The organism is Micromonospora sp. DT47, from assembly GCF_049844475.1.
Taxonomy (GTDB): domain Bacteria; phylum Actinomycetota; class Actinomycetes; order Mycobacteriales; family Micromonosporaceae; genus Micromonospora.
This window is the reverse complement of record NZ_JBNCLC010000029.1, coordinates 35,642-58,766: the sequence shown is the minus strand read 5'-3', so window position 1 is coordinate 58,766 and position 23,125 is coordinate 35,642. Positions and strand designations below refer to the sequence as shown.

23 protein-coding genes, 6 tRNA genes and 2 pseudogenes are annotated in these 23,125 nt (G+C 73.3%); 17 read left to right on the top strand and 14 right to left on the bottom strand.

Going from position 1 to position 23,125, the window contains the following annotated elements:
* Window positions 1-342 precede the first annotated feature (342 nt).
* Together ACLQ2U_RS29200 and ACLQ2U_RS29195 are read left to right on the top strand one after the other, a co-directional pair.
* Window positions 343-753, top strand: coding sequence for a protein-tyrosine phosphatase family protein (locus tag ACLQ2U_RS29200; protein WP_425754112.1), 411 nt, complete (start codon window positions 343-345; stop codon window positions 751-753).
* A gap of 147 nt (window positions 754-900) precedes the next feature.
* A complete protein-coding gene (locus ACLQ2U_RS29195) occupies window positions 901-1,149 on the top strand; it encodes a hypothetical protein (RefSeq protein WP_425754111.1) in 249 nt (82 codons plus the stop codon).
* 40 nt (window positions 1,150-1,189) lie between these two features.
* On the opposite strand, the pseudogene ACLQ2U_RS29190 reads toward ACLQ2U_RS29195, so the two are convergent.
* Window positions 1,190-1,464: pseudogene (locus tag ACLQ2U_RS29190) on the bottom strand (excinuclease ABC subunit UvrA); the annotation flags it as partial.
* Between the two features lie 223 nt (window positions 1,465-1,687).
* On the opposite strand from ACLQ2U_RS29190, the gene ACLQ2U_RS29185 reads away from it, so the two are divergent.
* From ACLQ2U_RS29185 to ACLQ2U_RS29170, 4 genes are all read left to right on the top strand, one after another.
* Window positions 1,688-2,920, top strand: a complete 1,233-nt coding sequence (locus ACLQ2U_RS29185; RefSeq protein WP_425754110.1) for a D-alanyl-D-alanine carboxypeptidase family protein — start codon at window positions 1,688-1,690, stop codon at window positions 2,918-2,920.
* A 73-nt stretch (window positions 2,921-2,993) separates the two neighbouring features.
* Entirely contained in the window at window positions 2,994-3,770 is a 777-nt protein-coding gene (locus ACLQ2U_RS29180; RefSeq protein ID WP_425754109.1) for a peptidylprolyl isomerase, read from the top strand.
* A 324-nt stretch (window positions 3,771-4,094) separates the two neighbouring features.
* Window positions 4,095-5,303 (top strand): D-alanyl-D-alanine carboxypeptidase family protein, encoded by a 1,209-nt coding sequence (locus tag ACLQ2U_RS29175; RefSeq protein WP_425754114.1) that lies wholly within the window; start codon window positions 4,095-4,097, stop codon window positions 5,301-5,303.
* On the top strand, window positions 5,300-6,184 hold the full coding sequence (locus ACLQ2U_RS29170; RefSeq protein ID WP_425754108.1) for a M15 family metallopeptidase: 885 nt from the start codon (window positions 5,300-5,302) through the stop codon (window positions 6,182-6,184). The genes ACLQ2U_RS29175 and ACLQ2U_RS29170 overlap by 4 nt, the downstream gene beginning before the upstream one ends.
* A gap of 34 nt (window positions 6,185-6,218) precedes the next feature.
* Here ACLQ2U_RS29170 and ACLQ2U_RS29165 read toward each other — a convergent pair whose 3' ends face one another.
* Both ACLQ2U_RS29165 and ACLQ2U_RS29160 read right to left on the bottom strand, forming a co-directional pair.
* Window positions 6,219-6,989, bottom strand: coding sequence for an ABC transporter permease (locus tag ACLQ2U_RS29165; RefSeq protein ID WP_425754107.1), 771 nt, complete (start codon window positions 6,987-6,989; stop codon window positions 6,219-6,221).
* Window positions 6,990-7,090: 101 nt separating this feature from the next.
* Window positions 7,091-8,128 (bottom strand): M36 family metallopeptidase, encoded by a 1,038-nt coding sequence (locus ACLQ2U_RS29160; protein WP_425754106.1) that lies wholly within the window; start codon window positions 8,126-8,128, stop codon window positions 7,091-7,093.
* A 114-nt stretch (window positions 8,129-8,242) separates the two neighbouring features.
* Between ACLQ2U_RS29160 and ACLQ2U_RS29155 the strand changes: the two genes are divergently transcribed.
* Window positions 8,243-8,749 carry a DinB family protein gene (locus ACLQ2U_RS29155; protein WP_425754105.1) on the top strand — a complete coding sequence of 169 codons (507 nt, stop codon included), beginning with the start codon at window positions 8,243-8,245 and terminating at the stop codon, window positions 8,747-8,749.
* A gap of 22 nt (window positions 8,750-8,771) precedes the next feature.
* Here the strand turns inward: ACLQ2U_RS29155 and ACLQ2U_RS29150 are convergent, their stop codons facing one another.
* From ACLQ2U_RS29150 to ACLQ2U_RS29140, 3 genes are read right to left on the bottom strand one after another with little or no spacing between them, the layout of a single operon-like run.
* Window positions 8,772-9,269, bottom strand: a complete 498-nt coding sequence (locus ACLQ2U_RS29150) for a hypothetical protein (protein WP_425754104.1) — start codon at window positions 9,267-9,269, stop codon at window positions 8,772-8,774.
* Window positions 9,270-9,288: 19 nt separating this feature from the next.
* Window positions 9,289-10,083, bottom strand: coding sequence for an alpha/beta hydrolase (locus ACLQ2U_RS29145; RefSeq protein WP_425754103.1), 795 nt, complete (start codon window positions 10,081-10,083; stop codon window positions 9,289-9,291).
* A complete protein-coding gene (locus ACLQ2U_RS29140) occupies window positions 10,074-10,700 on the bottom strand; it encodes a TetR/AcrR family transcriptional regulator (protein WP_425754102.1) in 627 nt (208 codons plus the stop codon). The genes ACLQ2U_RS29145 and ACLQ2U_RS29140 overlap by 10 nt, the downstream gene beginning before the upstream one ends.
* Before the next feature lie 169 nt (window positions 10,701-10,869).
* Between ACLQ2U_RS29140 and ACLQ2U_RS29135 the strand changes: the two genes are divergently transcribed.
* Entirely contained in the window at window positions 10,870-11,550 is a 681-nt protein-coding gene (locus ACLQ2U_RS29135; protein WP_425754101.1) for an NADPH-dependent F420 reductase, read from the top strand.
* Here the strand turns inward: ACLQ2U_RS29135 and ACLQ2U_RS29130 are convergent.
* On the bottom strand, window positions 11,534-12,232 hold the full coding sequence (locus ACLQ2U_RS29130) for a DUF6058 family natural product biosynthesis protein (RefSeq protein WP_425754100.1): 699 nt from the start codon (window positions 12,230-12,232) through the stop codon (window positions 11,534-11,536). The two genes, ACLQ2U_RS29135 and ACLQ2U_RS29130, sit on opposite strands and share 17 nt — an antisense overlap.
* Window positions 12,233-12,292: 60 nt before the next feature.
* Window positions 12,293-13,057, bottom strand: a pseudogene (locus ACLQ2U_RS29125) (phosphotransferase enzyme family protein); the annotation flags it as partial.
* A gap of 345 nt (window positions 13,058-13,402) precedes the next feature.
* Between ACLQ2U_RS29125 and ACLQ2U_RS29120 the strand changes: the two are divergent.
* The 8 genes from ACLQ2U_RS29120 (at window position 13,403) to ACLQ2U_RS29085 (ending at window position 16,736) form a co-directional block, all read left to right on the top strand.
* A tRNA-Trp gene (locus ACLQ2U_RS29120) sits at window positions 13,403-13,476 on the top strand.
* Between the two features lie 328 nt (window positions 13,477-13,804).
* Complete coding sequence (locus tag ACLQ2U_RS29115) at window positions 13,805-14,410, top strand: group I intron-associated PD-(D/E)XK endonuclease (RefSeq protein ID WP_425754099.1); 606 nt, start codon at window positions 13,805-13,807, stop codon at window positions 14,408-14,410.
* A gap of 519 nt (window positions 14,411-14,929) precedes the next feature.
* Window positions 14,930-15,001: transfer RNA gene (locus tag ACLQ2U_RS29110), tRNA-Gly, on the top strand.
* 152 nt (window positions 15,002-15,153) lie between these two features.
* A complete protein-coding gene (locus tag ACLQ2U_RS29105) occupies window positions 15,154-16,353 on the top strand; it encodes an RtcB family protein (RefSeq protein ID WP_425754098.1) in 1,200 nt (399 codons plus the stop codon).
* A 37-nt stretch (window positions 16,354-16,390) separates the two neighbouring features.
* Window positions 16,391-16,463: transfer RNA gene (locus tag ACLQ2U_RS29100), tRNA-Arg, on the top strand.
* 36 nt (window positions 16,464-16,499) lie between these two features.
* A tRNA-Gln gene (locus ACLQ2U_RS29095) sits at window positions 16,500-16,571 on the top strand.
* A gap of 5 nt (window positions 16,572-16,576) precedes the next feature.
* Window positions 16,577-16,649 (top strand) — tRNA-Leu (locus ACLQ2U_RS29090).
* Between the two features lie 12 nt (window positions 16,650-16,661).
* Window positions 16,662-16,736: transfer RNA gene (locus ACLQ2U_RS29085), tRNA-Leu, on the top strand.
* Between the two features lie 50 nt (window positions 16,737-16,786).
* On the opposite strand, the gene ACLQ2U_RS29080 is transcribed toward ACLQ2U_RS29085, so the two are convergent.
* Entirely contained in the window at window positions 16,787-17,743 is a 957-nt protein-coding gene (locus ACLQ2U_RS29080) for an inositol-3-phosphate synthase (protein ID WP_425754097.1), read from the bottom strand.
* Window positions 17,744-18,115: 372 nt separating this feature from the next.
* Here ACLQ2U_RS29080 and ACLQ2U_RS29075 point away from each other — a divergent pair, with 372 nt between their 5' ends.
* Window positions 18,116-18,241: a hypothetical protein gene (locus ACLQ2U_RS29075; RefSeq protein ID WP_425754096.1), complete on the top strand. Its 126-nt coding sequence runs from the start codon at window positions 18,116-18,118 to the stop codon at window positions 18,239-18,241.
* A gap of 111 nt (window positions 18,242-18,352) precedes the next feature.
* Here the strand turns inward: ACLQ2U_RS29075 and ACLQ2U_RS29070 are convergent, their stop codons facing one another.
* From ACLQ2U_RS29070 to ACLQ2U_RS29050, 5 genes are all read right to left on the bottom strand, one after another.
* On the bottom strand, window positions 18,353-19,270 hold the full coding sequence (locus ACLQ2U_RS29070; RefSeq protein WP_425754095.1) for a Gmad2 immunoglobulin-like domain-containing protein: 918 nt from the start codon (window positions 19,268-19,270) through the stop codon (window positions 18,353-18,355).
* Window positions 19,267-20,649 (bottom strand): ATP-binding protein, encoded by a 1,383-nt coding sequence (locus ACLQ2U_RS29065; RefSeq protein WP_425754094.1) that lies wholly within the window; start codon window positions 20,647-20,649, stop codon window positions 19,267-19,269. The genes ACLQ2U_RS29070 and ACLQ2U_RS29065 overlap by 4 nt, the downstream gene beginning before the upstream one ends.
* Window positions 20,650-20,661: 12 nt before the next feature.
* Window positions 20,662-20,967 (bottom strand): winged helix-turn-helix domain-containing protein, encoded by a 306-nt coding sequence (locus tag ACLQ2U_RS29060; RefSeq protein ID WP_425754093.1) that lies wholly within the window; start codon window positions 20,965-20,967, stop codon window positions 20,662-20,664.
* 98 nt (window positions 20,968-21,065) lie between these two features.
* The gene (locus ACLQ2U_RS29055; RefSeq protein ID WP_425754092.1) at window positions 21,066-21,653 is read right to left on the bottom strand and encodes an AMIN-like domain-containing (lipo)protein; all 588 of its coding nucleotides are present in this window, start codon (window positions 21,651-21,653) and stop codon (window positions 21,066-21,068) included.
* A 109-nt stretch (window positions 21,654-21,762) separates the two neighbouring features.
* On the bottom strand, window positions 21,763-23,049 hold the full coding sequence (locus tag ACLQ2U_RS29050; protein WP_425754091.1) for an MFS transporter: 1,287 nt from the start codon (window positions 23,047-23,049) through the stop codon (window positions 21,763-21,765).
* Between the last annotated feature and the right edge of the window lie 76 nt (window positions 23,050-23,125).

Below are 23,125 nucleotides of genomic sequence, written 5' to 3'. Positions count from 1 at the left end.
CCAAGCACTGGAACAACTGACACCACTGAGACACACGAACGCTGGCCGGCACCCCCACAACGGGGTGCCGGCCAGCGGCGTCTCCACCGACGCTCAGCCGTGGGGGTGGTGGCGGTCACCGTGGACGCCGGAAGAGTGGGTGGGGGTAGCGTGTTGGAACGGGTGTCGGTGTGCCTGTGTCCCCGGGCCTCACTTAAATTGCCGTCGCGGAATACCGTCAGGCTGGAGCCGCGTCGCGCCACTCGCCGAGAGGCGACCTGCACACCGACACCCCAGCGCCGCCCCCGACCCACCCGGGCCGGGGGCGGCGTTGTCTGCGCGGGTAGCCGGCAGAATCACCACATGGATGTGCCGGTGGACCGGTCCCGGTCGGTCGTACTGCCGAGTGGGGCGGCCGTGCGCGGACGCCGGGCCGGCGATCCCGCCCCGCCCGCCGACTTCGCCCTGCTCCTGGTCCCTGACCCGACGCCGGCCTGGCCGTACCGGCGGATCCGGTGGCCCGACTTCTGGGTGCCGCTGGACCGCGCCGACGCGCTGGACGCGCTCGCCGAGGCGTTGCGGCGCGCCCACGACGGGGCGCGGGTCGAGGTGGCCTGCCGGGGCGGTGTCGGCCGGACCGGCACGGCGCTGGCCGCCCTGGCGATCCTGGACGGCCTGCCGGCGGAGCGGGCCGTTCGGTGGGTACGCGACCACTACCACCCCCGAGCGGTGGAGACCCCCTGGCAGCGACGCTGGCTCCGCCGGTTGCCGTGAGCGGCCCCCCGCGACATCGATGCCGGCCGATGACCGGCCGTCCGGCCGTACCCACCGGCCTGTGGCACTCGTTACCTCGGCGGTTCCCACAGTTCAGGTCGGGTATGACCGTTTGATCTGATCGCTCCACAGGCAAGGCAGGCCCGCATGACCGCACCGACCACCGCGCCCCACTACCGGGGTACGCACCGTCGCCCGGGTTCCTCGCTCGGCCACCTCGGCCGCCTCGGCCGGGTCGCGGTGGCGCTGACCGCGCTCAGCGTGCTGGCCACCCTCTTCCTGGACGTCTTCCTGGTGACCGCGTCGGTGTCCATGATGCTGGTCGGCCCGGTCGCGCTGGTCCGGCAGTTGTGGCGGGTCCGGGGTGGCGCCGACGACGCCGTGACCACCGGCTGATCCGGGCCGCCCGGGATGCCCGGACGGCCCGGGTTCGCGTTCAGCGGGAGACGTACTCGCGCAGGTGGCGGGCGGTGAGGGTGTCGCCCCGCGCCACCAGGTCGGCCGGCGTGCCGGTGAAGACCACCCGGCCGCCGTCGTGCCGGCCCCGGGCCCCAGGTCGATGATCCAGTCGGCGTGCGCCATGACCGCCTGGTGGTGCTCGATGACGATCACCGTGTTGCCGGCGTCGACGAGCCGGTCCAGCAGCGCGAGCAGCTGGTCCACGTCGGCCAGGTGCAGTCCGGTGGTGGGCTCGTCCAGCACGTAGGTCGGGTCCGGGCCGAACTGGCCCGCCGCGAGCAGGAGCTGCACCGGCGCAGCCTGCGGCGGCTGCGCGCCTCGGCCGCCCTGTACGACTACCTCGCGGACAGCGGGCTGACCGGCCCGGCATGACCGGCCCGGCATGACCGGCCCTACCGCCTCTCCGGCCCAGCTGGACGGGCCTGCCGGACGGGTGCCTCCGGCCGGGCGATCTTGCCCGATAGGGTGCGTGAGCATGAGAGCCCGGGCCCTGGCTGCCGTGACCGCCGCCGTCCTCCTCACCACCGGGACGGCCGTCCCGGCGACCGCCGCCCCGCGGGAGGCCGCACCACCCACCGGGGTGCCCTGCCCGAAGCTGCCGGCCCCGCCGGTGAAACGGCCGCCCCGGCCGGTCCCGCCCGCGCCCGTGCCGGAGCAGCGCGCGGTGGGCGGGGAGGCGCTGGCCACCCCGGGCCTGGTGGTCCCGCCCGGCACGCCCGCACCGCCGCCGGTCACCGCGACGTCCTGGCTGGTCGCGGACCTGGACACCGGCGCGGTGCTGGGCGGCTGCGGCCCGCACGAGTACGGCACCCCGGCCAGCGTGCAGAAGCTGCTGCTGGCCGCGACGATGATGCGGAAGATCGACCCGAAGCGGGTGGCCACGGTCACCCGGGCGGATCTGGACATCACCCCCGGCAGCTCCGCCGTCGGGCTGCTGGAGGGCGGCCGCTACTCCGTGGAGACCGCCTGGCTCGGCCTGCTGCTCCAGTCCGGCAACGACACGGCCAACCTGCTCGCCCGGCTCGGCGCCGGCAGCGCACAGGCCGGGGTGAAGGAGATGAACGCCGAGGCGCAGCGGCTGGGCGCCCTGCAGACCCGCGCGGTCACCCCGTCGGGCCTGGACGGGCCGGGCCAGTTCACCAGCGCGTACGACCTGGCGCTGATCGCCCGGGCGTGCTTCGCCGACCCCACCTTTCGCCGGTACGCGCTGACCGAGCGCACCCAGATCCCGGCCCAGCCCGCCCTGCGCCAGCCCGGGTTCCAGATCCAGAACGAGAACCAGCTGATCTACCGCTACCCGGGCGCGCTGGGCGGAAAGACCGGCTTCACCGAGCTGGCCCGGCACACGTACGTCGGGGCCGCCCAGCGCGGCGGCCGCCGCCTCGTGGTCACGCTGCTCGGCGCCGAGGCCCGGCCGGTGCGGGCCTGGGGGCAGGGCGCGCGGCTGCTGGACTGGGGCTTCGCGTTGCCCAGGGACGCGTCGGTGGGGCGGCTTGTGCAGCCGGACGAGGTGACCGGGGAGGTGCCCGCCCCGGCCCAGGCGGTCGGCGCTCCGGCGGCCGCCGAGCCCCCGTCCACCGGTACGCCGCAGTGGTTCGGCGGGGCGGTGGTCGGCGGCGGGGCCGCGCTGGTCGGGGCCCTCGCGGTGCTGGTGGCGGTGGGTCGCCGCCGCCGGGCCACCCGGGGTCGGCGGCGCGCCCGGGGTTGACCGTCATCGACATCTTGCCACCGGATCCATAGACTCCGGTCCTTCTGGTACCACGAGTCCAGGGAGGACCCACGTGTCGAGTGAACCCCGACCGCCCGCCGTCCCGCCGTCGCGTCGACCGGTGCTGTCCCGCCTCGCGGGCGTGGCGCTGGTGTCTGCCGCACTGGTCGCCGCCGGGGGCACCGCCGCCGTCGCGGCACCGGGCGCGGACCCGTCGCCGAAGACCACCAAGGGGCCGTGCGTGTACACCGAGACCCCCGACGAGCCGGCGGCCCGACCGGTGCCCCTGCCGCCGGACCCCCGGCGTACGCCCGACCGCGGCACGGTCCGGATCACCCTGCGGACCAACCAGGGCCCGATCGGCCTGACCCTCGACCGCGAACAAGCCCCGTGCACCGTGCAGAGCTTCCTGCACCTGGCCCGGCACCGGTTCTACGATCGGACGCCCTGCCACCGGCTGACCGCGTACCCGACGCTGAAGGTGCTGCAGTGCGGCGACCCGTCGGGCACCGGCGAGGGCGGCCCGGGCTACCGGTACGCCGACGAACTCCCCACCGACCTGCCGCCGGCGCCGACCGACCCGACCGGGGTGCGCCGGCTCTACGCCCGGGGCACCCTGGCGATGGCCAACGCCGGGCCGGACACCAACGGCAGCCAGTTCTTCCTGGTCCAGTCCGACTCGGCGCTGCGCCCCAACTACACCGTCTTCGGCACGGTCGACGAGGCCGGGCTGGCCACGCTGGACCGGATCGCGGCCGGCGGGATCGCCGCCACCCCGGAGGACCCGGCGCCGGTCGACGGCGCGCCGGCCCTGCCGGTGGAGATCTTCCGGGCGACCCGGGGCCGCTGAGACCGGCACCGGCGGGGCGGCGACGCACGTCGCCCCGCCGGCCGGCCGTCACGCGGCGTGGCTGGTCAACTGCATCCGGGCGTACTCGTCGCCCGGCCGGACGGCGGGCGTCCGACAGGTCGGTCCCCGGCCCGACCGGGCAGGATAGCGGCCCGGACCGGTGCCGCGGGCGGGATTCGCCGGATCGACCGAGGGAAGCGGATCGCCTCGCTACCGTCCGTCAGAGTGAGAGTTCAGGCTCGAACCGTCGCCGTCATCGTCGCCGTCCTGCTGTCCGTGGCCGGCGCGCAGACCGCCGCCGTCTCCACCGCCGGCACGAACGCCGTGTCCACGGCGGGCGCGAAGGCCGTCGCCTCCGCCGCCGCGAACGGGGTGTCCACCGCCGGCATCGGTGCGGTGGTCACCGGGCCGTGCCCGCCCGTCCCCGCGGTGTCCCGGCCGCCCCGGCCGGCGCCGCCCCGGGCGGACCCGGCGCAGCGGGCCGTCGGTGGGGCGGCGCTGGCCACCCCCGGTCTGGTCGCGCCCGCCGGCGTCGCGGCGCCGCCGGCCGTCCCCGCGACGTCCTGGCTGGTCGCCGACCTGGACACCGGCGCGGTGCTGGGTGGCTGCGGCCCGCACGAGTACGCCACCCCGGCCAGCGTGCAGAAGCTGCTGCTCGCCGCCGCCATGCTGCCGAAGCTCGACCCGCGCCAGGTGGTCACCGTGACGGCGGGGGACCTGGACATCGAGCCGGGCAGCTCCGCCGTCGGGCTGGCCGAGGGTGGCCGCTACCGGGTCGAGACGATCTGGCTGGGGCTGCTGCTCGAGTCCGGCAACGAGGCCGCCAACGCCCTCGCCCGGCTCGGCGGCGGCGCCGACGGGCTCCCCGGCGGCGTCCGGGCGATGAACGAGGAGGCCCGCCGTCTGGGCGCGCTGCAGACCCACGCGGTGACCCCGTCCGGGCTGGACGGCCCCGGCCAGTTCACCAGCGCGTACGACCTGGCGCTGATCGCCCGGGCCTGCTTCGCCGACCCCGCCTTCCGCCGCTACGACGCCACCCGGGAGGCCGAGATCCCCGCCCAGCCGGCGCTGCGGGAGAAGGCGTTCCAGATCCAGAACGACAACCAGTTGCTCTACCGGTACCCGGGGGCGCTGGGCGGCAAGACCGGCTACACCGACCTGGCCCGGCACACCTACGTCGGCGCCGCCGAGCGGAACGGCCGGCGGCTGGTGGTCACCCTGCTCGGCGCGGAGGTCGTCGACAAGCGCGGCTGGCAGCAGGGCGCCGCCCTGCTGGACTGGGGGTTCGCGCTGCCGCGGGACGCTTCCGTGGGCCGGCTGGTCCGCCCCGGAGAGCTGGCCTCGCCCGCGCCCGGCTCCAGCGTCGCCCCGCCCGCGCTGGCCGCGGCCGGCGGCCCGGCCGGGCTGGAGCCGGTCGGCCACCGGTGGCTGCGGCCCGGTCCGCTGGCCGGCCTCTCGCTCGCCGCCCTCGTGGTCGGGGTGGCCGCGCTGGTCCTCGTGCTCCGGCGCCGGGCCGTACGACGGCAGCCGTGATCCTCGGCGCGCTCGGCCCCGCCGGCCGGACCCCGCCCGGGGCCTCGGGTGCACGGTGGCCCGGGTGGGTCGCCCGGCCGGTCGTCGGTGCGCTGGTCGTGGCGGCGCTGGTCGCCGGCTGCGGCCGGCCCTCGGGTCCGCGGCCGACCTCGAGCGAGCCGACGCCCACCGCCAGCGGGCCGCGCGCTCCGGCGGACGTCGTGCTCCTGGCCGAGGTGGACCCGAGCATCGCCGTCGACATCCGGTACGCCACGGCGCACAACTTCGTCGGCCGGCCCGTCGACGGTTACCCGGAGCCGCTCTGCCTGCTCACCCGGCCTGCCGCCGAGGCGTTGCGCCGGGTGCAGGACGCCGCCCGCGCCCAAGGCCGCAGCCTGCGGGTGTACGACTGCTACCGGCCGCAGCGGGCGGTCGACGACTTCGTCCGCTGGGGCAAGGACCCGGCCGAGCAGCGGATGAAGGCCGAGTTCTACCCCCGAGTGGCGAAGTCGAGGCTCTTCGACGACGGCTACCTCGGGGCTCCCACCGCGCACAGCCGGGGCAGCACCGTGGACCTGACCCTGGAACCACTCCCCGCGCCGCCCCGCGCCACGTACGCCCCGGGCCAGCCGCTGGCGGCCTGCACCGCCCCGGCCGGGCAGCGCTTCGCCGACGGCGGTGTGGACATGGGCTCCGGTTTCGACTGCTTCGACCCGCTCGCGCACACCGGCGACCCGCGGGTCACCGGCGTCGCGCGGGAGAACCGGCAGCTGCTGAAGCGGCTGATGGCGCAGGGCGGGTTCGTCAACTACGACCGCGAGTGGTGGCACTACCGGCTCTCCGCCGAGCCCTATCCGGACACGTTCTTCGACTTCCCGGTCGCCCGGTCGTCGCTCCGCTGAGCCGGCCTGCCGGCCCGGCGTCGGGCCCGAATCGCTACCCCGGAGGCCGGAGCGGAAACCGGGCGGCGCCGCCCAACCGGCCCCGGGCGACCAGCTCCACGGTGACCGCGACGGCGATCGCCTCCACCGCCAGCAGGGCGACCAGGATCAGCAACTGGGTCGCGCCGGCCTGCGCCGGGCTCGCCCCACCGAGCAGTACGCCGACGAACGTGCCGGGCAGGGTGACCAGGCCGACCGTGCGGGTCTGGTCGAGGGCGGGGACCAGCGCCTGGCCGGCGGGGATCCGGCAGACCTCCAGCGCGGCGTCGCGCGGGCTGAAGCCGAGGGCGAGTCCCGCCTCGTACTCGCCGTGCCGGGTGCGCAGCTCGTCCAGCGCCCGGCGGGCGGCCAGCGTGGTGGCGGTCATCGCCCCGCCGATCAGGATGCCGGCGCTGGGCAGCACGGCCAGCGCGGTGGCCGGCAGCGCCCGACTGCCCAGCAGCAGGGCGAGGGTGGGAACGACCCCGCCGGCGATCGGTAGCGCCAGCGGCCATCCGGTACGCAGGCTGCCGGTGCGGCGGGCGGCGGTCACCGACGCCACGACGAACATCACCGCGATGAACGCGATCGTGGCCCACCAGGAGCCGAGCACCGCGCCGATGATCAGCGACACCGCGCCGAGTTGCAGCACGGCCCGCGCCGAGGCGCTCAGCACCGCCCGGCCCGGGCCGAGCCGGCTTCCGGCCAGGACGGCCGCCCCGAGCAGGGCCAGGCCGGCCACGACCGCGTACAGGGTCGGACCGGGGGTCACCGAGGCGCCATTCACCGGGGCATTCTCGCCGGTGCGTGGCCCGGCCGCCGGGCGACCGGCGCGAACGGCGGACGGGGCCGCCCCGGTGGTCCCGGTGGCGGCCCCGTCCGGGCCGGTCAGAGAATGCCGCGGGCCTGGAACGCCGCGCGGGTCGCCGAGGCGGCCGACTCGCCGTAGAGCTGCTGCGCGGCGTCCACCGTGGCCAGCGCGGCGTCCCGGAACGTGACGTCCCTGGTGAAGGCGAACTGCGCCTCCACGATCAGCGTGCTGGCCCTGCGGTCACCGAGGGCGGCGCGGATGTCCCACAGCGCCCGGGACCAGATCTCGCCGTCCGCGTGCACCTCACCCACCACGTCGGCCGGGTAGACCTTGGCCTCGTCCAGGCGGCGCAGGCAGTGCGGCGCGGTACGGGTGTAGGAGACCGCGTCCCAGTCGGCCACGCAGGCCTCCGGGGTCCCGGTCGGCGTGCCGGTGGCCCAGCTGGTCACCACCACGGCCAGGTAGTCGGAGAAGGCCTCACCGATCGAGCCGGACTCCAGGGTGGTGCCGAAGCCGGGGACCTGGCCGTCCTGCACCGAGTGGCCGTACTCGTGGACGATCACCTCGGCGTCCTCGGCGTCGTCCACGCCACCCTTGCCCAGGGTGATGTTGGCCTTGTCAGGGCGGAAGAACGAGTTGTCGCCGCCGAACTGGTCGATGCGCAGCTCGATCTGCCGCTGGTTGACCGGGCGCAGCGTGCCGCCGAAGCCGAGCGACTGCAGGTACGCCTGGGCGGTGTTCACCCAGTGGTAGCCCATCACCTGCTCGAACTGGTCGGCGTCGCGGTGCCAGGCGGGGAAGTTCCCGTCCACCGCCCGGGCCGGCGTGCCGGTCTTGCTCTTGACCACCACGTACCGGCCGGTGAGGGTGCCGGAGGAGTCCAGATTGGTCAGCAGCACCGGCCGGTACGCCCCGGCCAGGGCCGGGTAGTCGGCGTCCTTCTGGTCGGTCAGCGTCTGGTCGCCGAGCTGCTGGACGGGGTTCGGCGCGAAGGCCGTCGCGCCGGCGGTCTGGCCGTAGGGATCGCCGGCGGCCTGGACGGTCGTGCCGCCGGCGACCAGCGCCGCGGTGACCGCCGAGGCGACCAGGGCGGATCGCGTGAGGTGGGGGTTCATGCATGATCCCTTCGAGAGTGGATCGGTGCGCCGAGACTAAGCTCCCGTGCGACCCCTGCCAACCCTCGACGGGCGGGCCATCGCCGTTCCCGTTACCGCAGGAAGGACATCACCGTGACCACCGAACGGATCGGCCCGCCGCTGCGGGCGGGAGAGCGGGAGACGCTGCGCGCCTTCCTCGACTTCCACCGGGCCACCCTGGCGATGAAGTGCGAGGGCCTCGCCGACGACGAGCTGCGCCGCCGCTCCTCACCGCCGTCGACGCTGACCCTGCTCGGCCTGCTGCGGCACATGGCCGAGGTGGAGCGGGCCTGGTTCCGGCGGGTGATCGACGCCGAGGACATCCCGCTGATCTGGTCGGCGACCGGCGACTACCAGGAGGCGTACGACCCGTCCGGCTCGACCGGGGCGGAGGCGTTCGAGGTGTGGCGGCGGGAGGTGGAGCACTCCCGCCGCATCGAGCGGGAGGCCGAGTCGCTGGACGTGATCGGGCACCAGCCGCGCTGGGGCGAGGACGTCTCGCTGCGGCTGGTGATGCTGCACATGATCCACGAGTACGCCCGGCACAACGGCCACGCTGACTTCCTCCGGGAGGCGATCGACGGCAGCGTCGGCGCCTGAGCCCCCGCGCGGAGTCGGCCGGTCAGGCCGGCGTGGCGGTCGAGCCGGCCGGCTCGGCCGGGGTGCTCCGCGTCGGCTCGCGGGCCTTGACCGTCGCGGTGATCGACCAGGCCAGCGCGACCAGCAGCGCCGCGACGACGGCGGGAATCAGACCCCAGGGCAGGGCCCGCGCCGAATGCGTCCAGGCCTGCCGGCCGTCGGCGAGCACCCGCGGCTGCCTGACCGACTCCGGGATGGTGACCTCCCACTCGTAGGCGCTGTTGGGTTCTTCGTCGATGACCTTCCAGGACTCCTGGACGTCCACGCCGTAGATCGGCCCTTGGTACCCGCGGCCGCCGCGGGTCCAGTTGCCGACGCACCGGCTGTGCATGACCTCCAGCCGGTCGTAGGTGACGAAGCAGTGGTCCACAATGGCGCGCGGCTGGTCACCGGGCCACAAGCCCGCCGTCCAGCTCGCCACCCCGGCGAGGGCCAAGCCCACCACGAGGACCGCGGCGAGCCGGCTCCTGAACGCGATCATGGCCGGTTCCCCTCGTCGCTCAGTGGCCGCCGGTCGGGGTGCGCGAGCGCAGCGGCAGCCAGGCCAGCACGTCCTGGATCTTCGCGTCCCAGTACGCCCAGTCGTGCGCGCCGGGGGAGAGGTCCACGGTGACCGGGACGCCCTGCGCCCGGGCGGCCTCGACGAAGCGCAGGTTGTCGTCGTACAGGAAGTCCTCGGTGCCGCAGGCGACGTAGAGCGGGGGTGTGTCCACCCCGGCCCGGCGGACCAGGGCGACCGTGTCGTCGTCCGTGCCCGGCACGTGCTGGTCGCCCCAGACGGTGTGCCAGACGGCCGGGTCGACCGGCCTGGTCGGGTGGTCCCGCCGGTGCGCGACGTCGAGCGCGCCGGACAGGCTCGCCGCGGCGGCGAACCGGCGGGGGTCGCGCAGCGCCCACTTGACCGCGCCGTAGCCGCCCATGGAGAGCCCGGCGACGAAGGTGTCCTCCCGGCGGTCGGAGAGCCGGAAGAAGGACTGGCACAGCTGCGGCAGCTCCTCGCTGAGGAAGGTCCAGTAGCGGTTGCCGTGCGCCTCGTCGGTGTAGAAGCTGCGCGCGGCCTGCGGCATCACCACGGCCAGCCCGAGCGGGGCCACGTACCGCTCGATCGCGGTGCGGCGCAGCCAGATGGTGTCGTCGTCGGTGAGGCCGTGCAGCAGGTAGAGCACCGGCGGGTCACCGTCGGCGACGCCGCCCGACATGCCGATCTGGGACGTGGCGCGTTGCGGCAGGAGCACCGTCATGGAGGTGCTGAGGCCGAGCGCCTCGGAGAAAAAGTCGCAGCGCATCAGTGCCATGGTCCGGCACCGTACCCGGTCAGCCGGCGGGGCGGGCAGGCGGCGGCGACCAGGGCCTCGGCGGCGGCGCGGGCCTCCGCTGGCGCGCTCGGGTCGGCGTCCAGCACGCCGGCGGCCAGCCCCCCGTCGAGCAGCAGGGTCAGCTGGCGGGCCAGCCGGTCCGGGTCCGCGGCGCCGGCCCGCCGGGCCAGGTCGGTGACCCAGGCCCGGACCACGTTCTTGTGCTCCACGGTGCGGGCGTGCACCGCGCTGTCGGGGGCGCTCTCGGCAGCAGTGTTGATGAAGGCGCAGCCGTGGTAGCCCTCCCGGCGGCACGCCGAGGCGAGGGCGTCGAACATCCCGACCAGCTGCTCGCGCGGCTCGTCGCCGGCCGTCCGGGCGGCGGCGCGCAGCGCACCGAACCAGGCCTGGTCGACCCTGTCCAGGTACGCCAGGACCAGGTCGTCCTTGCGCGGAAAGTGCTTGTAGAGGGTGGCCTTGGCGACCCCGGACTCGGCGATCACGGTGTCCACGCCGACGCCGCGCGGTCCGTGCGCGTAGAAGAGCCGGAAGGCGGTGTCCAGGATCCGGTCCCGGGCGCACTGCCGGTTCCCCCCGGGCGTCTGCGGCGCCGCCATGTCCGGTCACCTCCGTCGTCGTCAGCCGGTCAGAGCCAGCATACCGACCCGTCTGCCGGCCACCCGGTTTGTTGTGCTGATGCACGCGGCGACTAAAGCATTGTGGGTAGACAGACCTGTCTGTTAGCTTGACTCCGACAACGCCATCGATCAATGCAGGAGCGGCATCATGAAGATCGCGGTATTCGGCACCGGCATGGTCGGGCAGGCCCTCGCGGGCCGGCTGGCGGAGCTGGGCCACCAGGTCACGGTCGGCACCCGGGACGTCGCCGCCACCCTTGCCCGCACCGAGCCGGACGGCATGGGCAACCCGCCCTACCCGCAGTGGGCGACGGCCCACCCGGAGGTCTCCCTGACCACCTTCGCCGCGGCGGTGGCCGGCGCCGAGCTGGTCGTCAACGCCACCTCGGGCGGGGTCTCGCTCGACGCGCTGACCGCCGCCGGCGCGGAGAACCTCGCCGGCAAGGTGCTGGTCGACATCGCCAACCCGCTCGACTTCTCCCAGGGCTTCCCGCCCAGCCTCTTCGTCAAGGACACCGACTCGCTCGGCGAACGGATCCAGGCGGCCTTCCCCGGGCTGAAGGTGGTCAAGGCGCTCAACACGTTGACCGCCGAGCTGATGGTCAACCCGAAGGCGCTCGCCGGCGGCCAGCACACCGTCTTCGTCGCCGGCGACGACGCCGGGGCCAAGCGGACGGTGACCGAGCTGCTGGAGAGCTTCGGCCACACCGACATCATCGACCTGGGTGACATCACCGGCGCCCGGGGCACCGAGATGCTGCTGCCGGTCTGGCTGCGGCTGATGGGCACCCTGAACACCCCGATGTTCCAGTTCAAGATCGTCCGCTGATCGGGCCTGGTCCGGCTGATCCGCGACGAGGTCCTCCGCTCACCCCGCTGACGGGTCCCCTCACCTGCCGTGGTTGTCCCCCGCCCGCTTGTGGGCGGGGGAACCGGGCCCGCACCGCGTCGACGCAAGTGTCCCGGGAGGTAGGGCCGCCGAACCGCAGCCGGTCGTACCCGGTGAAGGCCGGCTCCAGCGCATCCAGGTCGTCGACCAGCGCGTGCAACCGCCGCGACCAGTCGTCACCGGACCCGGGGCGGTCCACCGCGGCGTGGATCGCCGTGGTCAGCTCGTCCTTGCGCCGGATCGTCTCCGGCGTCACCGAGCGCAGGCACACGTACCGGCCGCTGAGATAGGCGCCCCATTCCGCCTCGCCCACCGCCGGGTCCGCCCACTGGCCGGCGAACCAGGCCCGCAGCCGGTCCGGGCCGCCGGCCCGTTCGGCCAGCGCGAACAGGTCGGCCGACACCATCTGGGCACCGTCCGAGCGCAGGTAGCCCGGCAGCGGCAGTCGTCGGTCCAGCATCAGCCGGCGTACGTCGTCGGCGTCACGGCCGTGCGCCGCGCAGAGTTCCTCGAGCACGACGAACTGCGCGCTGACGTACGCGTCGTCCGCCGGCGTCATCGGATGGTCCCCGTTGACCTGCCGGAACCGCTCGGCCACCCGTCGCCTCAGCTCCACCCGCATCCCCTTCCCACCTCCAGCCGGGAACGGTAGCCGGCGGACGATTCGGCCCCTACCGAACCATCAGGCGAGCAGACGCCGCCGCGCGTGTTCCAGCCCCCGCTCGTTGTCGGCCGGGCCGTCGATCCCGGTCCGGTCGTCCTCGACGATCCGCCGCGCGAAGTAGTCCGCCTGCACCGCCCACCGGAACCGCAGCATCACCCCCAGACCCCGCTCGACCTCCGCCGTCCCCAGCACACCCGACCCGACGTACGCCTCGACCAGCGCCCGACCACGGTCCGGACCGCCGACGTACATCACCGCCGAGGCCACGTCGTAGAGCAGCGGCCCTACCAGCCCGACGCTCCAGTCGATCACCCCGCAGCGGCCGGTCGCCGGGTCCAGGCGGAACGCCTCCGGGGCCGGATCGGAGTGCAACAGACCCCAGGACAGGCGGCCCGGGCCGAGCTCCTCGAACGCGCGCACCGCCGCGGTCACCGCGGGCCGCACCCAGTCGCGTACCCCCAGGTGCTCCGCCGTCGGATCGACCCAGTGGAACCGTTCGACGCCGGGCACGGTCTCGGTGCGGAGCGCGGCGTGGACCCGCGCCAGCGTGCGACCGATCAGCCGTTGCTCGGCCGGGCCGACCCCGGTCAGCGGCGCCCCCGGCACCCAGTCGAGCAACGCCAGCGCGCCACCGTCCACCTCGACCACGACGTCGCCGTCCACCGTCGGCACCGCCGCCCCGGCCATCACCCCCGTACCCTCCACCAGCCCCGCCACGGCGAGACCGGCGGTGAATCGGCTGGTCGCGGCCGGCGGCACCGTCTTGGCCACCCTGCGCAGACCGTCGTGCTCGACGAACGGCCCGGCGGCGGCGCCATCGACATACCCCGCTCACATCGGGTGCGGAATATCCATTGCGGCCCCTCGACGCCTCGCCTACCTTCAGTGGGCGACGTCAAGCTGATCAACCCGGGGAGCCCGCCGTGCCGCAGCACACCAGCACCGAGACCACGCGGTCCATGCCGCGCGGTGGTGCCATGCTGCTGGCGGGCGAACGAGCCCAGGGCCAGCTCCAGGGCCGATGCGGCTGGCGACCAGGGTGGCGGCGCGGATAGCGCCAGCGCGACACGCGCAGCCGCCCACCCCGTCGGGGACCGGGCGGCTTTTTCGTCACCCGGCACCCGTCCCAGGGGTGTAGCTCAACTGGCAGAGCATCGGATTCCAAAACCCGACGGTCGCAGGTTCGAATCCTGTCACCCCTGCTTTCCCCCGTCCCGGCCCAGCCGGCGACGTCGCTCTTTCCCAACTCCACAGTGGACGACATGAGCACGACACCCCTGGCCGGCGGCAGCATTACACCGGCCGTCGGCCAGGGGACAAGCCGTGATGGACCTGGGTGCGGCCGATAGAGTGCCGGTTTGCCACGGCAGGGTTCGAGTCCCGAGTCCTGCCGAGGCTAGGCTCATGGACCGTCGTAGCCACGGAACTGTCGCCGTCCGTCAGGGGTTGACGCAAGGGATTAACCCAACGCCGCCAGCCCGCATGGACAACCCACGATTCTTGTCGTACGTCTCCCATAGGGTCACTGGTATGCCGAATCGTCTCAGCTATAGCGAGGACCAGCTCAGAGATGCCATCTCCAAGGCAAAATGCTGGTCAGATGTGATGGAGGCGATCGGCAAGCCTCGCGGGCGAAGCGCCCACGACGTTAGGAAAGTCGCTGCACGCCTCGGCTTCGACACCTCCCACTTCTACTTCAGCCGGAGTACAGCTCCAATCCCGGCCCCACCCTCGCTGTTCACGCGACCGGCTGCTCCAGGGCACCGGTCGAGCGTCGCGATCGCCGCGCGGTGGTTCATGGAGCGCAACTACGTCGCCTCAGTGCCATTGGAGGTCGCACCATACGACCTCGTCGTCGAGTCTGACCGGGGCCTACAGCGGGTGCAGGTGAAGACCTCGTCGCACGTTAACTCCAATGGAGTGCATGTTGCTGGCATCGGGCGAATGGCTTACGACCCTAATGGACGGAGGTTTTCGCACGGTCGGGCCAGGATAGTCCCGTACACCGCTGAGGAGATTGACCTGTTCTTCATCGTGACTACCACGGGCCCGCTCTACCTCATCCCAGTCGAGTCCGCGGGCGGCCGGCTTCAACTTACGCTTGAGCCGAAGTACGGGAAGTTCCGGGTCGATTAGCTGGTCGTCGGCGCGCTCACCTGCCGCGGGCCAACCCGCCGGCGTCGCTCGTCCAGCTGGGTGCACTTGGGGAAACATGTGGCTGACTGCTGCGAGTCGGGCCGGTCAGCGTGCAGGTCCGCCTCAGGTCCCCATGCCACCTTGGGCGGGTGTGCCAACCCGCCATCGTTGACCGTGGCGGCCCGACGGGCTTCCCCAGCCAACGAGGAAACTGCATCGGCGGGTGGTCGATAGTCGCACCGGCGATCACCTCGTATAGGCACTTCAGGCTATACGGCGTGTGTGTGGCCGGACACGAGCGGACGCTGGACCGCTGGTATCCAGCGGCATATTTTCGGTTCGAGTCCCGCCCTGGGTTGGACCGCTTGGAATTTGCCCAACCAGTCACGAGGCGCGAAGCAATTCGCGTCGTTGCAGCTCGAGTCCTGCTATCGACACACATGTCGTCGTAGCTCAGCTTCGCCTAGCGCCGGCTGCGACGGGGAGGACCGCGCCTTTGATTCACGTCGATGGCTTCATGCGGTTGTAGTGCAGAGGTAGCGCGTCACCTCGCCACGGTGAAGATCGCCGGTTCGAATCCGGCCAGCCGCTCGGAACACCGCCCCTGCCGGGGCGCCACGGGCTGCGCGCTGGGGCGCAGAGAGGCCTTGCAAGCCACTCCGGCCGGGTTCGATCCCCGGGCGGTCCACGAGCATTCCCGCCGCCCCGACCCGGGGCGCGACCCGACGAACGAGGAGACGACGATGGTATTCACCCCGCTGCCGGGCACGAAGGCGCCGGTACGGGTCTGGGCCGACCCGTACGGCATCGAGCCGCAGGCCGCGCAGCAGCTGCGCAACATCGGCGCGCTGCCCTGGGTGCAGGGCGTCGCCGTGATGCCGGACGTGCACTTCGGCAAGGGCGCCACCGTCGGCTCGGTCGTCGCGATGCGGCAGGCGGTCTCGCCGGCCGCCGTCGGGGTGGACATCGGCTGCGGCATGTCGGCGGTGCGTACCTCGCTCACCGCGGCGGACCTCCCCGACGACCTGGCGTCGCTGCGCTCGGCGATCGAGGCGGCCATCCCGGTCGGCTTCGCCAAGCGGGACGACCCGGTCGACCCGCGCCGGATCCGGGGCCTGGAGCAGGCCGGCTGGGACGACTTCTGGCGTCGGTTCGGCACCCTCGACCGGCGGGTGGCGCAGCTGGAGAGCCGGGCCCAGCACCAGATGGGCACCCTCGGCGGCGGCAACCACTTCGTCGAGGTCTGCGTCGAGCAGGGCGGCCCGGACGCCGGCCAGGTCTGGCTGATGCTGCACTCCGGCTCCCGCAACATCGGCAAGGAGCTGGCCGAACGGCACATCGGGGTGGCCCGGAAGCTGCCGCACAACGTCGACCTGCCCGACCGCGACCTGGCGGTGTTCCTCTCCGGCACGCCGGAGATGGACGCCTACCGCCGGGACCTGTGGTGGGCGCAGGAGTACGCGCGGCGCAACCGGGCCGTCATGGTGGCCCTGCTCTGCGGCCTGGTCCGCGAGCGGTTCCCGCAGGTGACCTTCGGTGAGCCGACGTCATGCCACCACAACTATGTGGCGGAGGAGAGCTACGACGGCGTCGACGTGCTGGTGACCCGCAAGGGCGCGATCCGGGCCGGTCGGGGGGACCTGGGCATCATCCCGGGGTCGATGGGCACCGGCTCGTACATCGTGCGGGGCAAGGGGAACCCGGACGCGTACTGCTCGGCGTCGCACGGCGCGGGGCGGCGGATGTCCCGGGGGCAGGCGAAGCGGACGTACAGCACCGCCGACCTGGTCCGGCAGACCGCCGGCGTGGAGTGCCGCAAGGACGCCGGGGTGGTCGACGAGATCCCCGGCGCGTACAAGGACATCACCAAGGTGATGGCGCAGCAGGACGACCTGGTCGAGGTGGTGGCGCACCTCAAGCAGGTGGTCTGCGTGAAGGGTTAGGCCGACCGGCGCCCCGGGGGGTGGGCGCCGGCCGTACGCCCCGGTGGCGCAGCGGAGAGCGCGCCGGTCTACGAAACCGGAGAGCCCAGGTTCGAATCCTGGTCGGGGCACGGTCCGCATCCGGCGCGACGCCGGAGCGGAACCCATGCGAGCTGGTGCAAGAGGCAGCACACCCGTCTCTGGAACGGGAAATCGAAGTTCGAGTCTTCGGCTCGCAGCACGAACCCTCGTGGCCCAACGGTAGAGGCGGCGGCATGAGGTGCCGCAGGTTACGCGTTCGAATCGCGCCGAGGGTACGCAGTGGTCAGGCCCGGGTAGCCCAATTGGCAGGAGGCACGATTTTCAGGGAATCGACAGTGTGCGTTCGAATCGCACCCCGGGCACCTAAGGGAGCTACCGTGACGGAGCGGAGCGCGGGACCGGTGAACACAGTCTAGCGGGCCGTTCCGGGTGGTGACTTGAGCAGGGTTGCCGCCTCCGCGGCGTAACCGCCGCGCCCATTTCTAAAGGCGCTGACCGCCATGCGAATCAGGTCGATCGTGACACCTGCGCCGCCGCTCGGGTCGTGTGCCTTCAGCTTGACGTCGAGGCTGACCGAGGTCTCACCCCAGCCCTGCGCTTCGATATTGAGGTACGCCACCTTTTCCGACTGCAGCTGTGAAAGGTATCCGAGCGGAGCCATCTGGACCTTGTCCACAGTGGACTGATGCGAGGTCAGGGCGTTCAGCTTGGACTGCTTCTTGCCGCTGCCGTTCTGGGCCAGGTTGCGGAAGTCCTCGGTACCCCCCAAATTGACCTGGTAGGAACTGACCAGTGTGAGACCGCGTTCTTCCAGCAGGCGCAGCAGCGTGTGGTGCACGATCGAGGTGCCGAACTGGCTGGTCAAATCATCACCTAGGAGCGGAAGCCCGGCGGCCTCAAACAGCTCCATCCACTGTGGATCGCGGGCGACCACATCGGAGGTGGTGTTGATGAAGGCGACCCCGGCCCGCAGGGCGGCCTCAGCGTAGGCCCGGGCCACCTCGGGTCGCCCTGACGGCGCCGCGTAGAGCATGACCTCAGCGCCGGCCAAAGCCTTCGCCACGCGATCGACCCCGGTCGCGTCGGTCAGGCCCCGCTCCACCCGCACGCCAGACGGCGGCAGCTCGGTGCCGATACGCGGAAAATTATTGGGAGCCACGAAGATCGCCTCGGTGAGGTCCTTGCCCACCTTGCTGTCGGCGGTGGCGAATGCCGCCACGAAGTCGATGTCACCCACACCGAGGCCATCAACCACAGGGCGGTAGATGCCGACCAGGCTGCCGGAGGCGCGGTAGAACGCGATCCCCTGCACCAGCGCTGAAATGTTGTTGCCCACACCGACAACAGCAACCTTGGCTCTCTCGATCATGCGGACGAGGGTACAGCCGCCTCAACACATCCGAGAAACACGCCCTTGTCGCCGCCGGCCGGGCGGCCATCAGCCCCCGGCGGATCGCGCCCTCATTGAAAACGCCTGCCGGGTCTTCTGGCGGCGGTCGGCTTGTTGATCACGGAATCCTTGCGCCTGCGGCGCACCACAATCGAACTCGCCTTCCTCTTCAACCCTTGTAGGATTCTGTACTTCATCGCAGGCCTCCCTTCTCGCATACGTCAGATCAGCCAAGAAGTTCCACACCCAACAATGGGTCGGGTGGCCCGGCAGTGCAGCGACGCGGGGCGTCTCCCGGCTTGTATCCCTCGCGTATCGCAGCCCGCGTACCCGATGAGACAGCAGTCATTCATGAGCGTCGGCCTACACTGCCTCGCCGACGACACCCTCGGCGTCTACGCCGACTGGAAGATCGACTACGCCCCCACCCACACATCTGCTCGCAAACGCCTGAACTCACCCACTTGGCGGGAATAGGAGGGTCAACTTCGCCGGCGGCCGGCCGCCTCACCTTGGCGGCTGCGTAGCTGCCTCGCCGGTTTGCTCTCGCCCGGGGCAGCCATGTGTACGGCGGTGCCGGTGGGCTGATCAGGTGGTGGCGGCAAGGACGACCGGAATGGTCACCACGTGCTGGCGGGAGCCGTCGCGCGGCGAGACCTCGTACACCTCGATCGCGCCGCCTCCCGGCGCGGCCAGTCGGTACGCCACCGTGGTCCGGTAGTCGCCGCGGCAGCCGCTGCCGCAGGTGGCGGTGGTGAAGCCGGCGCCGACCACCCGGCCAGCGCCGTCGAGGACCCGGACCGAGACGGTGGCCTCGTACACGTCGGCGGTGCCGGCGACGGTGACCGTTCCGGCGACCCGTTGCCCGACGGCCGGTTCGGTGACGACGATCGGCGCCAGCAGGTCGGCCAGGTCGGACCGGGCCAGGACGACGTCGCTCGTCCCGCCGGTGAAGGCGACCCGGCGCACGGTGGGGAACTGGGTGAGGGTCCAGACCACCTGGGCCCGCCGCAGCCGCAGCGTCCGGGGATCCGGGTCGGCGAAGGAGGCGGGCGGGACGACGGTGGCGGTGCCGTCGGCGATCCGGGCCACCTCGACGCCGGCCGGGATCAGGGTGGCCAGGCCGGTGGCCGCCTCCGCCGGGGTGGGGCCGGCGGCCAGTTCGGTGAGCGCCAGGCGGGAGGTGGCGACGGTGGCGGGCCGGTTGCGCCGGGTCGGCGCGACGGTGCCGTCGCGGACGAACCAGAGTTGCAGGGCGACGGTGCCGGTCGGGTCCGGCGTCGCGGTGCGGGCGGTGGGCGGCCGGGGAGCCGGCGAGGCGGGGGTGGGCGGCGGGCCGGTGGTCCGGGCCGGTGCGGTGGTCGGGACGGTGGCCGGTGTGGCGGCGGTCGGCGCCGCGGGTGGCGGCGCGGCGGTGGGGGCCGGTCCGAGGGTGCCCGAGCGCGGGTCGGCGCAGCCGGCGGCCAGCAGCGCGACGGTGGTGAGCAGGACGGCGAGTCGCTTCACGGGGCACCGTCCATGGGCAGTGCCAGCCGGAACGTGGTGCCGACGCCGAGGATGCTCTGGACGGTGAGCCGGGCGCCGAGCAGCCGGGCGTTTTCCCGGGCGATGGCCAGGCCCAGCCCGCTGCCCCGACCGGAGCGGGCCGGGTCGGCCTTGTAGAACCGGTCGAACAGGTGCGGCAGGTGTTCGGGGGCGATGCCCGGCCCCTGGTCGCTCACCTCGTACACCAGCAGCGGGCCGGCGACGGTGACCCGCGCGCGCAGCTCGCCCTCGCCGTGCGCGACGGCGTTGCCGACCAGGTTGGCCAGCACCCGCTCCAGCCGGCGCGGGTCGGTGCGGACCGTGACTGCGTCGCCGTCCACCCGCACCCGATCCGACCAGCCGTGTGCGTCGACCAGGTCGCGCAGCAGGCCGAGCGCGTGGACCAACCCGACGGCGAGCGGTTCCCGCCCCGCGTCCAGCCGGGAGATCTCCATCAGCTCCTCGACCAGGGCGCGCAGCCGCACCACGTCCGCCACCAGCAGCTCGGCGGCGCGCCGGGCGTCGCCGGGCAGCGCGTCGAGCTGGTCGGCCAGCAGCGAGGCCGCCGCCACCAGGGCGGTGACCGGGGTACGCAGCTCGTGCGCGACGTCCGCGGTGAACCGCCGTTCCCGCGCCTCGGCACGGGACAGGTCGTCGATCTTGTTCTGCAACGCCTGCGCCATCTCGTTGAACGCGGCGGCCCAGTCGCTGAACTCGTCCCGGCCGCGGACCGGCAGCCGGGTGGCCAGCAGCCCCTCGGCCACCGCCCGGGCCGCCGTGCTGGCCCGACCCACCGGTTCGAGGGTGCGCCGGGCCAGGGTGTGGCCGACGACCGCGGCGAGGGTCACCACCGCCACCCAGCTGATGGCCAGCGCGGTGCGCAGCTGCTCCAGGCCGCCCATCAGGTCGTCCTCGTCGGTGACCGCGTACAGCTCGGCGGTGGAGCCGGGAATCCGGCCGCCCACCACCAGCAGGTGCGGTCGACCGTCGCCGCCGGAGCGCTCGTACCCGAGCTGCCCCTGCGCGACGGCGTCGCGCAGCTCGCGGCCGGGGCGCGGGTCGTACGCCGGGTTGGACGCCTCGGTGTCCCCGGCGACCAGCAGCACGTGCCGCCCGCTGCCCTCGAAGCTGGCCAGCAGTTCGGCCCGGCGGCCGTCGGTCAGCGGGACGAACTGCCCGGCCAGCACCAGCTGGTAGCGGGCGTCGGCCGCCGCCCGCTGCACCGAGCCGTCCAGCCGGGCCTGCCGGAGCATCAGGTACGACCCGCCGGCGAGCACCCCGGCGGAGATCCCGGCGACCAGGACGAACGCCACCGTCAACCGGCGTCGGAGACGCCCCGGCGGTACGGCGCCCGTGGCCATCACATCCCCCTGTCAACCGGTGGAGAGCTGGTAGCCGACCCCGCGTACGGTGCGGATCGGCCGGGGTGCGGCCGGGTCGTCCTCCACTGTGGCCCGCAGCCGCTGCATCGCCACGTCGACCAGCCGGGAGTCGCCGAGGTGGGAGTGGTTCCACAGCACGTCCAGCACGAGCAGGTCGACGGGCTGGGCCCGCCAGGCGGCGAGGGCGGCGCGCCCGTCGACCGCGGTGCTGACCCAGAAGCCGGCCCGGCGCAGACCGAGGGCGGTGACCTCCCGGATGGAGGCATCGTCCTCGATCAGCAGCACGCGGCCGTCCATGACCTCCTCAGAGTAGTCCCGAGGGTGTGCGGGCCGGCCCTGCCGCAACGGCCGGTGACGGGGGCCGGTCGGCGCCGTGCCCCCGTCCCGACGGGCGGTCACTGCTGCCACTGGTGGGCGACGTCGAGCACGATCCGGCTGTGCGTGCCGGGGCCGGCGAGTACGAACACCCGGAACGGCAGCTTCGCCCGTACGCCGACGGCGAAGGTGCTGTAGCCCTCGAACGTCCCGCCGTACACCACGTCCCGCAGCGTCCGGTAGCCCACCACGGTGGCCACGTGCTGCCCGGACCGGTACGGGTAGCTGATCGCCGGCTCGCGCAGCGTCACCCGCAGCAAAGCCCCACCCGCGGTGTACGGCGACAGCGCCAGCCCCTGCCCCTCGGTCCACGTCTCGCCGTAGGCGACGGAGAAGCCCTTGGCCGAGCCGTTGAACTCGAAGACCAGCCGGTCCCAGCAGTCGTGCCGCCCGGTGCGGGTGGTCAGCAGCGACGCGGTGCTCAACGCGCCGCCCGACTTCGCGGTGCTGCCCCAGGTGATGCCGCAGTACGGCGCGGCGGTCGTGGCCAGCGTGCGCGACGCGGCCGCCGGGCGGCCGGCCACCGCGCCGACAGCGGGTGCCGTCGCGGTCACCAGCAGACCGGTGATCAGCACCGCGAGCGCGGCCAGTGTCTTCCTGGATCCCATCATGTCCTCCCTGTGTCACTCGGTCGCCTGCGTCGAGGCGTCCGTTGAGGTCGACGGTCGGGCGGGAGTGCCACAGTGGTCTCGCCGTCGGGTAACACGGCAGTAACAGTTAGTCGCGTGCCGCGTGGACGAGCGGTGAGCCGTCCGGTGCGGGGAGGGCCGGCGGTTCGGTGAGCCTGCGCAGTGGGGAGCAGAACACCGGCAGCCAGGTCAGGGCCGCGCTGCCGGCGCCGACCCAGAGCGTGGTGCGCACGCCGACGCACTGGCCGAGCAGGCCGGAGAGCGCGGCACCGACCGTGATCGCCCCGAAGAGCAGGAAGCGGAACACCGCGTTCATCCGCCCGAGCAGGGCGTCCGGGGTGCAGCGCTGCCGCAGGCTGACGCCGATCACGTTGCCGATCCCGGTGCGCCAGGCGATGGCCGACCAACCGAGCGCGGCCAGCCAGAGCGCCGGCCCGGTGTCGACCAGCGGCACCAGCGCGCCCAGCGGCGCCACGATCAGCCCGGGCAGCCAGAGCGCCCGACCGTGGCCGATCCGGTCGGCCAGCGGTCGGGCGGTCAACGCGCCGAGCAGCGCGCCGACCCCGCCCGCACCGAGGAACAGCCCGAGCGCGCCGGCGCCGAGGCCCAGTTCGCGCAGGAAGACCACCGGAAGCATGGTGGTCATCAGGTTGACCGTGAGGTTGATGCTGGCCAGCGAGAGCGCCAGGGGCCGGAGCAGCGGGCTGCCCAGGACGTGGCGTACCCCCTCGCCGAGCTGCCGCCCGAAGCCGTCGCCGTGCCGGTCGGCGTCCCGGGCCGGCCCGGCGTCGGACCGCAGCCGGCTCAGGATGACCGCGGAGACCAGGTACGCGCCCGCGTTGAGGACCAGGGCCAGCGGCGCGGAGAGCAGCTGTACCAGGAAACCGCCGAGCGCCCGGCCACCGATCTGGACGGTGGCGCCGGTGCTCATCAGCACCGAGTTCGCCGCCACCAGCCGCTCCCGGCCGACCACCGCCGGCAGGTAGCTCTGCTCGGCGACGTCGAAGAAGACCGTGGCGGCACCGGTGAGCAGGACCACCAGGTAGAGCTGCCCGATGGTCAACCAGCCGGCCCACCAGGCCACCGGAACCGAGGCGAACAGCGCGGCCCGGACCAGATCGGCGCCGATCATGACGGTACGGCGGTCCGCCCGGTCCACCCACACCCCGGCGGGTAGGCCGATCAGCAGGAAGGCGGCGGTGCCCAGCACGCCGAGCAACCCCACCTGTCCGGGAGTGGCGTGCAGGACGGCGACGGCGAGCACCGGCACCGCCAGCAGGACCACCTGCTGGCCGATGCTGCCGACGACGCTGACGGCGTACAACTGACGGAAGGCGCGGGACCAGCGGGAGGTCGGGCGCGTGTCGGTGGCCATGCCGGTCACCATGCCCCGGGCGTCCGGCAGCGGTCGATGAATTCGGCTGAGGGCTAATCCGCGTGGGGCGAACGGA